The following is a 12141-nucleotide window of genomic DNA, read 5'->3' on the forward strand; positions in this document are numbered from 1 at the left end:
CGTTGTTGGGAAAGCATGCAAGAGGCGGAAGTTAACCACGAAATTGTCCGACGACCTATGCCTGAACTGAAATTGTCATGTGCTGGCACACAGAACTGGATACAACCCTGCGCCTGACGAAGGCAGACACATTCCGAATGAAGGTGATGCTTGTTAAAACGCGAGTCTGCATCTTTTCTTTAACGACCTGTCGATTCCGACCCGAGCCGTTCGACTAAGCCATGAATCCCTCACTCACCTGCGGAGAAACACCATGCGCTTCATGATCATTGTCAAAGCCAGCCACGATTCCGAAGCCGGCGTGATGCCCAGCGAGCAATTGCTGACCGACATGGGCAACTACAACGAACAACTGGCCAAGGCCGGCATCCTGGTTTCAGCCGACGGCCTGCACCCCAGCAGCAAAGGCGCCCGCGTGCGCTTCAGTGGTGAAAGCCGCAGCGTGATCGACGGCCCGTTCGCCGAAACCAAGGAGCTGATCGCCGGTTACTGGATCTGGGACGTGAACTCGAAAGAAGAAGCCATCGAGTGGGTCAAGCGTTGCCCGAACCCCATGCCAGGCACTGAATCGGAAATCGAGATTCGCCAGGTGTTCAGCCCGGAAGATTTCGGCGCCGAGTTCACCCCGGAGCTGCGCGAGCAGGAAGAACGCATACGCGAGCAGGCCAAAAAAAACTGAAGCCCCGAATGGAGAACATCAGCATTTTCTGTACGGCCGGTGGCGACTGAACAGACACGAGGACTTTTCGACGCGAAACAGGTAGGGTGCGCAACATCACAATGCCACCACTGGATCGTGTCGCGGTTTTTATGGAGTTGTCATCGCAATGAGTTGCTGGACCGTCCTTGGCCTGTCGGCCGACGCCGATGTGCGCACTATCAAACGCCAATATGCCGTCCTGCTCAAACAGACCCGCCCAGACGACGACCCCGAGGGTTTCCAGCGGCTGCGCGATGCCTATGAGCAGGCGCTGGCGTACAAGGAATGGCAGCAGTATCACGAGCAGAATCAGGACGAAGAGCAAGAACAGGGTATTGAAGAATCCTGGGACTTGAGCGGCCTGACCGTGGTCGAGGTCGACGCCCTGCAACTGGCAACCCGCTCGCTGGACGGGCTCAGCGTTGAAGAGCTCGAACGTCGCCACACCGTCGCCCTCGAACAAGGCTGTGCGCACATCTTCGAGGACACGCTGCTGCATCACTGCATCGAACACCCGCAATCCTCCGACAGCTTGGTGGACTGGGCAGTGCCGACCTTTTTCTGGTTCAGCGCCTGGCAACGGCTGGAGCTGGATGAGGAATCGATCGAGCTGTTGCTGGCCCGGCAGCGCACGCGTATCACGCAACCGATGCGTGATGCCCTCGAACGCGAAGACGTCGACGGATTCCTCCAGGCTTACGCCCGCCGTGCGGATTTCAACTGGCTGGCGATTGAACAACATCAGCAATGGTTCAACCGTGCCCTGAGCCAGATGCTGCTGGATTCGCCTTTTTGGTCTCCCGAGGTATTCGAACGGGTGCGCAGCGGTCAAGGCTGGCACGGCGGCACAGGAAATCCCTGCCCTGACGGCGAATGGCAACGCCTGCTGGCTCGACAAAATGCGCCGTTTTTTGTGGCACGCCAGCAACAGCTCGCCCTGGAACCACCCGCCACCCCCGAACACCGCGCCGCCCGCCTGCTGCTGGGCACCGGCTCGTTCAGCGCCCGCCGCGCACTGGCCCGACGCTTGCGCGAAGAAGACTGGGCGCAGTGCCGCAAGTTGAGTTCGGAGCTGTATGCCAATCACCCCAATGTCTGCGCGCAGATGCCCGGCGGCACGGCGTTTTTCTGGCGCGACTGGGAGCTGAGTTTCAATGACTGGCCAACCTACGTGGGCGTGGTGTTGGCCTGCCTGATAGGCGCGTTCACCCATTACATTCCGTTGGGCGCGCGCCTCAGTGGACTGATCAATATCGTCATGATCTCGACCGTGGTGTTTGGCCTGATCGTGGCGGGGCTCAATTGGTTGGTGCACAACGCTGCTCATCGCGTATGGCGGCTGGATGACCGGCTCAGCACAAGCCTTTGCCCCGGATCCCTCAAAGACTGGCCGCCGTTCGGCGTGCTGCGCGACTTCGTGCCCGGTGCGCTGATGGTGGCCGGGCTTGCCTGGTTTTTCGGCCCGATTGCCGGCGTGGTGTATGCCGCAACCCTTGTAACGTTCGGACTGGTGCGGCGCTGGCAGTCCCGGCCACGGGTGTCCTGGGAAGAGAGCCGACCTGCCGTGAAAGTCGGCGTGACGATCCTCGGGATTGTGGTGCTGGCCCTCGTGCTCGGCGTGTTCAAGGTGGTCGCCAGCCAAGGCACAGTCAATCGCAATCAGGGCCTGCAACCCTGGGCCGAACGCCTGTGCAGCCGCTTGCCGGCCACCACCGCCGAATGCAGCGCACCGGCCACCGTTGAACAGTGGTACGGCAAGGAGGCGCGACCATGACCACGAGAGTAATGTTTTGCGTCGGTATTTTCTTCGCGCTGGTAGTGATGGCGCTGACCAGTACGACCCGTCCTTTCCTCCAGATCGATCTCTGGCTGGATGGACGTGATGCGCCGGTCACCGCTCAGGCCAATGCGCTGAGCCCGGTGATCGCCTGCGTCAACCGGATCGACGTGCAATGGCGAGCGGCCTACGACCGCTACAAGAACCCTCAACCGCCCTTGCCTCGCGACCAGCGTTGGTTGAAGAACCTCAAGGATTTCGACGACAGTGACGCGTTCAATGTGCGCGACATACAGCGTGATGTCTGCGGTCAGGGCCTCACGGAAAAACTCGAATTGCTGACCTGGCAACCAGAGCTGGCACGACAGGCCAACGAGTATGTTCGGGCCCTGAATCACGTCACGACAACCATTGCTCCAACGCGCTTTTACCGAGAGGCGAGTTTCATCTCCGGATCGCAACAGCCCTCCCCTGACGAACTCGCGGCGATCGAGCGCGTGTCACAGGAGTACATCGGCGCTTCGACAGCTCTGCGACAAAGCCTGCTGCCGCTCGACGCCGCGCAGCGTCCCGAACAGCTCAAGCTGATCGAAGCGCGTCTGGGCAGAGACATTCACTGGGACTTGCTGGCGTACATGATTCAGGCGCGAGAGACCGTCGATGTGCTCGACGAAGCGATGAAAAACCGCACCCTGACCCCGAAATTGGTGGCCGAGACCACCGCAAAGCTGCAACAGGCCTGGAACCGTCGCGCCCCCTGGCTCGCGCCGCGCACGGGGGGATTCCAGAACAAGACCGATGCTGCACGGGATCTGTGGCTGCGCATCGGCGAGCCGGGGCAAGACTATCTCGAAGCCTTGAACACGCTGCACACCGACTGGCAGAACCACTCAGAGCCTCAGCGCCTGAGCGAGGACTACTACGCCGTGACCCGCAGTTACGACGGCTTGCTCAGCCATTACAACCGACTGGCGCGCGCCAGTTTCTGACGCAGTGCACACGCCGGATCGCCCTCAGGGACGACCCGGCGTGCCGGTCTTACTTGGCCTTGAGCTTGAGGTAGGACTGATGCAGATCCGCCGCCCAGCCGTCGATCACGCTTTTCACGTCATCGGCCTTCATCACCTGCGAATCGTTTTCCAGCGGTTTGCCGGTGCCCTTGCGCACCACCTGCGCCGCCACCTTATTGGTGCCGCCATCGAGGAACACCGCTTCGGTCGCCAGGGTGGTTTCCTGATCGCGAATGCCGCTGGCGGTGCTGACCGCTGCCGCCACCAACGCCACCGGAATCACTTCATAGGCATGCAGGCCTTCAGTCTTGCTGCTGACGGCGGTGATGGCCGCACGTACCACAATCACGCCCGGCCCGGGGCCTGAGGCCAGCGGCAGGGACTTGCCCAATTCACGCTTGAGTGCCTGATCGTAATAGCTGGTGATGCCGTTGAGGGTCTGCTGCGGAATCTTCACGGTGGGTTGCGGTTTGGGATAGAGCTGGGTCGGTTCGATGTAGACGCTGGTGAATTTGCCGATGTCGATTTTCGGGTCGATCCACCGCATCACCTCGGCGCCGGACGGCGACTTCGCCTCCTTGAGCTGGCTGTAGTCTTTGAGAAACCCCGAATACTCGTCTGGCGCAACGGTTTTGCTGGAGCAGCCCACCACGCCCAGCGTGGCGATACACAAGGTGCTCATCATTACGGCAAGCTTCATGCTGTAACTCCTGTTGGAAGGCCGGATTTATTGCATCAGGAGTTACAGGTATAGCTAAAAGCGCGCCGATTGCGACCCGTCACCAGCTCGAAGTTTCCCCACTTCTCAACGCCATCTCCCGCCGGCTGTTCGCCCGCATCGCCTTGATCAGCGACACCGTCCCCACCAGCAAAATCGCCGCACCAAACAGAAAATCAATGTTGTACAGCTGGAAATCCTGCACCGGCCCCACCAGCACCGTGCGCACCACGCCGATTCCCACCAGCGTAGCGAGGAAGTCGATCCCCGGCTCATCGCGGTAGAACACCAGCAGCAGCGGCAGGCACAGCACCAGCAGCATCAACAGCACCACGACTTTGAACGAGCCTTTGCGCTCGACGCTGAACGCGCATTCGTGGGGACCGTAGGCCTTGTAGTCCTCGTCGCGGATCATCGAGTTTTTCTCGTTGATGTAGTCGGCGCGGTTGTATTTCTGGATCGGCGTGAAGGTGTTGGACATCTCCATCAGCGTGGTGATGTTCTTGAAGCGCAGGTCGATGCGCTCGCTACCCTTGAGGTAATACAGCACCGGTTTGTAGCCGTAGCGATAGGTGTCGAAAGGGAATTCGGTGACCCGGCCCTGAACACTGATCGGCCGCGATTCGAGTTCGGCAAAGGCGCTCTTGTCGGTCGAGGCAAGGTTGCGGCTCAGGGGCAGGACTTTTACTTGCTCAAGGAAGATCGGCGTGACGCCGTAGGACCACTGCAACGGTTCCAGGCGCAGACGCAGTTCGTTGCGGCCCAGGTCATAGCGGTTGAAGGTACGTTCGGACACCACCACCGCGCCGCTGAGCATGAACTCGCCGCGCAGGTTGTTGGTGATGCGCAGGGTCAGTTGATCCTTGCCCAACAGCGCCGCCTCAGTGTTCGGCGGCGTGCCGCACCACGCGGTGCTTTCGCCGACGCCACCGAGCTGACCGGCACGGTTTTCGTTGAATACGTAGATGTAACCGGCCCACAGCGTCACCATCAACAGCAACGCGGTGATGCCCAGAATTTTTTTGCCCGGACTCACTGATCAGACTCCCTTCTTCATTCCGTCGTCCAGCCGAAAACCCGCTGGCGACGGGGACTCTACCAAAAGGCCACCATCGACCCAAGGAAAAATCCCCGATTCATCAGGGTTCTAAGGGTTTCCCCTGCATCAGCGGCGTCTGAACAAGGGGCGCGGCTCGATCACCGAGCGCCCGTACAACACGCTCATCCCGGCCAGCCCCTTGAGCGCATCCTCGGCGGATTTGTCCTCGCGCACGGCGAAGCTGTCGAAACCGCACTGGCGCATGTGGCTGAGCTGGTCGCGCAGTACATCGCCGATGGCGCGCAACTCGCCTTTCCAGCCAAAACGACTGCGCAGCAGATAGGCCTGGCTGTAGGCGCGGCCGTCGCGAAAGCTCGGGAAATCGAGGGCGATCAGTGGCAGCGAGGTCAGCCATGGCAGCAGGCTTTCGACGCCATCGTCCGGACCGAGCCAGACCGCATGGGTCGAGGGTGAATCGAGCCACTGGGCCAGCGGTAGAATCAACATCCCCGCGCTGAACTCTGTTTCTGGCGAGCGGATCAGCGTCCAAGGATCATCCAGCACGATCCGCGCCCCGCCCGCCTCCATGCGCAGCAGATTGTTCATGCCGGCACCTCCAGCGCTTTCGGGTAGACCCGCTCCTTGAACGGCTCCAGTCCGATGCGTGCCACGGTATCGACGAACAATTCTTCGGCTTCGCGATAACGCACGAAGGTGCCGATGATCCGCTCGATCACCTGCGGCACTTCAGCGGCGCTGAACGACGGACCGATGACTTTGCCCAGTGCGCTGTTCTTGCCCTGAACGCCGCCGAGGGTGATCTGGTACCACTCGCTGCCGTTCTTATCGACGCCGAGGATCCCGATGTTGCCGATGTGATGATGGCCGCAGGCGTTCATGCAGCCGGAAATGTTCAGGCTGATGTCACCCAGATCGTGCAGGTAGTCGAGGTTGTCAAAGCGCGCCTGAATCGCCTGGGCAATCGGGATCGATTTGGCGTTGGCCAGCGCGCAGAAATCACCGCCGGGGCAGGCAATTATGTCGGTCAGCAGACCGACGTTGGCCGCGCCCAGGCCCTGCGCTTTCGCCAGTTGCCACAGCGCGAACAGCTCGGACTTGGGCACATCCGGCAGGACGATGTTCTGCTCGTGGGCGATGCGGATTTCGCCGAAACCGAAACGCTCGGACCAGTCGGCCACGGCCAACATCTGCGCATCGGTGACGTCCCCCGGCGGCGAAGTCGGGCCCGGTTTGGTCGACAGCACCACGCTGGTGTAGCCCGGCAATTTGTGCGGTTGCACGTTGCGCGCGATCCAGCGGGCGAACGCCGGGTTGTCGGCCAGGTGCGTGCCGAAATCCAGATCGGTGCCCGCCAGCGTTTGGTAGCTCGGCGGCACGAAAGCACTGGCGACGCGTTGGTATTCATCTTCGGTAAGTTGCGCCGGGCCGTCCTTGAGGTGTTGCCATTCCTCTTCGACTTCCTTGGCGAACGCCTCGATACCCAGCGCCTTGACCAGAATCTTGATCCGCGCCTTGTACTTGTTGTCCCGCCGGCCGTGACGGTTGTAGACCCGCAGCACCGCCTCGACGTAGGACAGCAAGTGCTGCCACGGCAGGCCATCGCGGATCTGCAGACCGAGGATCGGCGTGCGCCCCAGACCACCGCCGACGATCACCCGCAGGAGCATCTGGCCGTAACGCCCCGGGTAAAGATAGAGGCCGATGTCGTGCATCATGATCGCCGCGCGATCCTGCTTCGCCGAGCAGATGGCGATCTTGAACTTGCGCGGCAGGAACAGGAATTCCGGGTTGATCGTCGACCATTGCCGCAGGATCTCCGCCAGCGGACGCGGATCGATCAACTCGTCCGCCGCGACCCCGGCGAAAGCTTCGGTGGTGATGTTGCGCACGCAGTTGCCCGAGGTCTGGATCGCATGCATGTTGACCTGCGCCAGACGTTCGAGAATATCCGGCACTTCGTGCAGCTCGATCCAGTTGAACTGCATGTTCTGCCGGGTGGTGAAGTGGCCGTAGCCTCGGTCGTAGTCACTGGCGATGCTCGCCAGGGTGCGCATCTGTTCGGCACTCAGCGTGCCGTAGGGAATCGCTACTCGCAGCATGTAGGCGTGCTTTTGCATGTACAGGCCGTTTTGCAGGCGCAGCGGCAGGAACTCTTCTTCGCTCAACTCCCCGGCCATGAAGCGCTCGACCTGATCGCGAAACTGCGCAACGCGCTCGAACACCAGCGCCCGGTCGTAATCATCGTATTGATACATGCAACTGCCACCTCATCAGGAGTTTCCTGTGGGAGCGAGCTTGCTCGCGATTGCGGTGTGTCAGGCAACTGCAATGTTGGCTGACACACCGCAATCGCGAGCAAGCTCGCTCCCACAGTTTCTTGCAAGCACTATGACGTTGCAGCGCAGCCCGTTACAGATTCACCTGAACGCATAAAAACCGTATCAGGGCGCGGCAGATGGCCGCAGGCAGCGCCTGGATCTGATCCGCATAAATCAACAATTCCTGAGCCTGTTTTGTTTCCGGTGGGGTTTCTACAGTGCAGCTCGTGCCAGACCGGGTGGCCTGGCAAGACTTTGCAACCGTGGATGAACTGACCATGAGCACAGCAACAATCGGACAGGCTTATAACTACAAGGTCGTCCGCCAATTCGTCATCGCGACTGTTTTCTGGGGTGTCGTGGGCATGGCGATGGGGGTATGGATCGCCTCGCAACTGGTATGGCCGGAGATGAATCTGGACTTGCCGTGGACCACCTTCGGCCGCTTGCGACCGTTGCACACCAGCCTGGTGATTTTCGGCTTCGCCGGCAGCGCGCAATTCGCCGCCAGTTACTACGCGGTGCAGCGTACCTGTCAGGTGCGGCTGTACTCGGACAAGCTCGCCGCCTTCACCTTCTGGGGCTGGCAATCGGTGATCGTGATCATGCTGGTCACCCTGCCGATGGGCTACACCACCACCAAGGAGTACGCCGAGATCGAATTCTCCGGCGCCGTTTGGATGGCGGTGGTCTGGGTCGCGTACGCCATCGTGTTCTTCACCACCGTGGTGCAGCGCAAGACCAAGCACATCTACGTCGGCAACTGGTTCTTCGGCGCGTTCATTCTGGTGATCGCCATGTTGCACGTGGTCAATCACCTGTCGATCCCGGTGGACTGGTTCAAGTCCTATCCGGTGTATTCCGGCGCTACCGACGCCATGGTGCAGTGGTGGTACGGGCACAACGCGGTGGGGTTCTTCCTGACCACCGGTTTCCTCGGGATGATGTATTACTTCGTGCCCAAGCAGGTCAATCGGCCGGTGTATTCGTACCGGTTGTCGATCGTGCACTTCTGGGCGCTGATCACCCTGTACATCTGGGCCGGCCCGCACCATTTGCACTACACCGCGCTGCCGGACTGGGCGCAGTCGCTGGGTATGGCGATGTCGCTGATCCTGCTGGCGCCGAGCTGGGGCGGGATGATCAACGGGATGATGACGCTATCGGGCGCGTGGCATAAATTGCGCACCGACCCGATCCTGCGCTTCCTGGTTTTGTCGCTGGCGTTCTACGGCATGTCGACGTTCGAAGGGCCGATGATGGCAATCAAGACCGTCAACGCCCTCTCCCACTACACCGACTGGACCATCGGCCACGTCCACGCCGGGGCCTTGGGCTGGGTGGCGATGATCACCTTCGGCGCGACTTATCACATGGTGCCCAAGGTCTTTGGCCGCGAGCGGATGCACAGCACACCGTTGATCAACCTGCACTTCTGGCTGGCGACCATTGGCACCGTGTTGTACATCGCTTCGATGTGGGTCAACGGGATTACCCAGGGCCTGATGTGGCGGGCGATCAACGAGGACGGCACGCTGACCTACTCGTTCGTCGAAGCGCTGCAGGCCAGCCATCCGGGGTTTGTCGTGCGGTTTGCCGGCGGGGTGTTCTTCCTCAGCGGCATGTTGCTGATGGCCTACAACGTATGGCGCACGGTGCGGGTGGCGAATGTTGCGATTACCCACCGTGAAGCGCAGATCGCCTGATACAGGGAGCCGGTCATGTTCGATGTTTTCTTGAATGTGTTGGGCGTGGTGTTTCTGTGGCTGGCGGTTGAGTACTGCTTGCGGCACGAGACGGCCGAAAGTCTGGATGAGGCGAGTCTGACGCCGTTTGCGGATGATCCGGAGGTGGCTCGGCGGGTTGAGATGGCCACCGGTAAAACCGTGAAAGCGGTGGCGCCGGAGGTGGCGAAGCCGGGGTGGGTCAACCTCGAAATGTGAGCTACTTCCGTTGATGTTGATCGTTCCCACGCTCTGCGTGGGAATGCAGCCCGGGACGCTCCGCGTCCCTTCCGGAGCTGGAGCGCGGAGCGTCCCTTGAGGCATTCCCACGCAGAGCATGGGAACGATCTTTCAAACCTTTGGCGTCTGGCGCAGACGCGCCATGCTCAGGGTGTCGACCCATTGCCCGTCACGCACGGCGTAATCGCGGAACAGGCCTTCGGTTTCGAAGCCGAACTTGCGATAGAGCCCGATGGCCGCCTCGTTGTCGGCGTACACGCTCAGTTCGACCCGGTGCAGGTTCATCCAGTTGTCGGCGACTTCCAGCGCCGCTGCCATCAACTTCGTCCCCACCCCCTTGCCTTGCCAGGCCACCGCAACGCTCAGCCCGATGCTGCCGGCATGACTACGACGAATCCGGGAAAAAGCCTCCAGCCCCAGATAACCGATCACCACCCCTTGGTGCAGCGCCACAAGTTTCAACACTCGCTCGCTGTCCGGCATCAGGCGCTGGCGCCAGATCTCGGAGGATTGAAACGGCATCTGCAACACTTGCCGGGCTACCGCCGGGTCGTTGTAGAGCGCAGTGACGCCTTCAAGGTGGCATTCGCTGAAGCGTTCGAGATCAATCGCGGGGTTGTGCTCAGGCATGAAAGATCCCTCCTGGATCAGTGCGTGGCCGGTCACTGTAAACCGCTTCTTCACGGATTCGCCACGACTGTTTAAAGCCGTTGACCGAAACGTCCGGCAAGCCACATCGCCTTGCGCCATTGCCTACGCATCCGCCAGAATCCGCCGGCTTGTGCGCCTTGAGGGTCGGCTCTATCGTTTCCCGGTCGCTGATGAATCAGCGACCGGGTTTAGCAGCTCGGCAATTCTCAAGGCACGCTGGTTTCGCCATTTCTGTTTTATGGCGGCTTGCGTGGGGCACTTCGGTGCGCCGGGATCCTTGAGCCTGGTCTGCTAACCCGCGTACAGCCGCCACCTCGTTCGTTTAGCAGCGATGGATGACGGCTCCATTCTCAAGGAGCTCCACCATGATCAAACCAACACCAAACCCACCTGAAACCGACCCGACCTCGCCCTACGAAACCCTGGATTCCAAGAAATTCCACGAAGCCGCCGACCGCGCTCTCGATCACTACCTCAATCCGTTCCACCCCAGAACCCCCCTGCTCAAACCCAACACCCGCTACCTCATCGCCCCCGGCATCGACAGCGAAGAACTGCTGGCCGACGCCTGCGAAACCCTGACCTCGGCCAAAACCATGGCCACCGACTTCGCCGGGCTGGTGGACGGCTCACATCGGCATGTGCTTTTGGGCATTGCGCAACTGATCATGCTGGGGGAACTGGCGGTGAACCGGGCGCTGGATAATCTGGAGTTGAAGGCTGAGGCGCCGCTTTAGTTCGATGATCGTTCCCACGCTCTGCGTGGGAATGCAGCCCGGGACGCTCCGCGTCCCTTCCAGTGCTGGAACGCGGAGCGTCCCTTGAGGCATTCCCACGCGGACGCGTTCGACGCCTCGACGTGGGAACGATCTAAGAAAAATTACTCGAACCACTCCTGCCGCTCATTGAACGTGCGTTGAATCAAATCCACCAAGGTCTGCACCTCCCCGACCTCCTGCGATTCGCTGTTCACCGCCAGCCACGCCTGCAACCGCATCGCCTCCTCAAACAACCCCGGCAACGCCACCAACCCGCGATCAAACCGGCTCATGTACATCGGCAACAACCCGATGCACGCGCTGCACCGGATCATCTCCAGCATCAGTTCATAAGACTGCATCTGCACCACCCCGGCCAACCGCTGTTCGACCAGTTCATTCCACGGCCGGAAGCTGTCGATCTGCCGGTCATGCTGCCATTGCACCAGCATGAAATCGGCAAGGTCGTCCGGACTTTCCGGCCGTGCAGTCACGCGGGAGTAGCGTTTGGCGATATGCGGCTGGTATTCCAGTTGCGCGAGGCGTTGCGGTTCGCTGGTGGCGAAGGTCGGGCCGGGATGCGGGGTGTCGCCATGGGCGAGCCAGAGCACGATGTCGGCGCTGACGGCGCGCAGGGCCAGTTCGCTGTCGAGGGCGATGATCTCCAGGCGCACGCTGGCGTTGCGGCGCAGCAGTGCGATGAGGTCGCGACCGAGGATGTCATGCAGGATCGATTCGGCGACAGCCAGCCTGATCAGGGGTTGCTCGATCACCGGGAGTTTACGTTCGTGAGCCAGGGCGATCAGTTTTGCCTGCAATTGCTGGCCTTCGCGGGTCAGGCTCAAGGCGCTGCCCTGAAAGCTGAACAGCGCGCATTGCAGTTGCTGTTCGAGCTGCGCCAGTTGTTTGCGCAGGAGGGTCGAGCGCACGTTGAGGCTGCGGGCGGCCTGCATGAAGCAGCCGCAACGGGCACTGACCAGAAAATATTGCGCGACGTCGCCGTCGAGGGTCGCTGCTTGCGCCAGCCAGGGTTCGTCCTTGTCCCGGGGCCAGCGGAAATCGGCGCTGCTCTGTCGTGCTGCGGGTTCGGTGAATGACATCGATGACTCCCTGTCGATCTTTGTTGTTTGCCTTTGCATAAATCCATTGTGGGAGCGAGCTTGCTCGCGAAGGCATCGGCACACG

12 protein-coding genes are annotated in these 12141 nt (G+C 60.9%); 6 read left to right on the forward strand and 6 right to left on the reverse strand.

What is annotated here, in order from left to right; translation table 11 throughout:
- The first annotated feature begins 253 nt into the window (after positions 1 to 253).
- The 3 genes from CAF63_RS06180 (at position 254) to CAF63_RS06190 (ending at position 3466) form a co-directional block, all read left to right on the forward strand.
- Entirely contained in the window at positions 254 to 679 is a 426-nt protein-coding gene (locus CAF63_RS06180) for a YciI family protein (RefSeq protein WP_085683827.1), read from the forward strand.
- Positions 680 to 827: 148 nt separating this feature from the next.
- A complete protein-coding gene (locus CAF63_RS06185) occupies positions 828 to 2474 on the forward strand; it encodes a J domain-containing protein (RefSeq protein ID WP_085683828.1) in 1647 nt (548 codons plus the stop codon).
- Positions 2471 to 3466: a DUF3829 domain-containing protein gene (locus CAF63_RS06190; RefSeq protein WP_085683829.1), complete on the forward strand. Its 996-nt coding sequence runs from the start codon at positions 2471 to 2473 to the stop codon at positions 3464 to 3466. Before CAF63_RS06185 ends, CAF63_RS06190 begins: the two co-directional genes overlap by 4 nt.
- Positions 3467 to 3515: 49 nt before the next feature.
- On the opposite strand, the gene CAF63_RS06195 is transcribed toward CAF63_RS06190, so the two are convergent.
- The 4 genes from CAF63_RS06195 to CAF63_RS06210 form a co-directional block, all read right to left on the reverse strand.
- Positions 3516 to 4187 carry a DUF3313 domain-containing protein gene (locus CAF63_RS06195; RefSeq protein ID WP_085683830.1) on the reverse strand — a complete coding sequence of 224 codons (672 nt, stop codon included), beginning with the start codon at positions 4185 to 4187 and terminating at the stop codon, positions 3516 to 3518.
- Positions 4188 to 4266: 79 nt separating this feature from the next.
- A complete protein-coding gene (locus CAF63_RS06200) occupies positions 4267 to 5241 on the reverse strand; it encodes a hypothetical protein (protein ID WP_085683831.1) in 975 nt (324 codons plus the stop codon).
- A 129-nt stretch (positions 5242 to 5370) separates the two neighbouring features.
- Positions 5371 to 5850, reverse strand: a complete 480-nt coding sequence (locus CAF63_RS06205; protein WP_085683832.1) for a DUF934 domain-containing protein — start codon at positions 5848 to 5850, stop codon at positions 5371 to 5373.
- A complete protein-coding gene (locus CAF63_RS06210; RefSeq protein WP_085683833.1) occupies positions 5847 to 7520 on the reverse strand; it encodes a nitrite/sulfite reductase in 1674 nt (557 codons plus the stop codon). Before CAF63_RS06210 ends, CAF63_RS06205 begins: the two co-directional genes overlap by 4 nt.
- Before the next feature lie 341 nt (positions 7521 to 7861).
- On the opposite strand from CAF63_RS06210, the gene ccoN reads away from it, so the two are divergent.
- Both ccoN and CAF63_RS06225 read left to right on the forward strand, forming a co-directional pair.
- Positions 7862 to 9289, forward strand: coding sequence for a cytochrome-c oxidase, cbb3-type subunit I (gene ccoN / locus CAF63_RS06220; protein ID WP_085683963.1), 1428 nt, complete (start codon positions 7862 to 7864; stop codon positions 9287 to 9289).
- A gap of 15 nt (positions 9290 to 9304) precedes the next feature.
- Entirely contained in the window at positions 9305 to 9526 is a 222-nt protein-coding gene (locus CAF63_RS06225) for a CcoQ/FixQ family Cbb3-type cytochrome c oxidase assembly chaperone (protein ID WP_085683834.1), read from the forward strand.
- Between the two features lie 132 nt (positions 9527 to 9658).
- Here CAF63_RS06225 and CAF63_RS06230 read toward each other — a convergent pair whose 3' ends face one another.
- Positions 9659 to 10177: a GNAT family N-acetyltransferase gene (locus CAF63_RS06230; RefSeq protein ID WP_085683835.1), complete on the reverse strand. Its 519-nt coding sequence runs from the start codon at positions 10175 to 10177 to the stop codon at positions 9659 to 9661.
- 386 nt (positions 10178 to 10563) lie between these two features.
- On the opposite strand from CAF63_RS06230, the gene CAF63_RS06235 reads away from it, so the two are divergent.
- On the forward strand, positions 10564 to 10935 hold the full coding sequence (locus CAF63_RS06235) for a DUF6124 family protein (RefSeq protein WP_085683836.1): 372 nt from the start codon (positions 10564 to 10566) through the stop codon (positions 10933 to 10935).
- Positions 10936 to 11078: 143 nt separating this feature from the next.
- On the opposite strand, the gene CAF63_RS06240 is transcribed toward CAF63_RS06235, so the two are convergent.
- On the reverse strand, positions 11079 to 12056 hold the full coding sequence (locus CAF63_RS06240) for a LysR family transcriptional regulator (RefSeq protein WP_085683837.1): 978 nt from the start codon (positions 12054 to 12056) through the stop codon (positions 11079 to 11081).
- Positions 12057 to 12141: the final 85 nt, after the last annotated feature.

Source organism: Pseudomonas sp. B20(2017), from assembly GCF_002113125.1.
Classification (GTDB): Bacteria; Pseudomonadota; Gammaproteobacteria; order Pseudomonadales; family Pseudomonadaceae; genus Aquipseudomonas.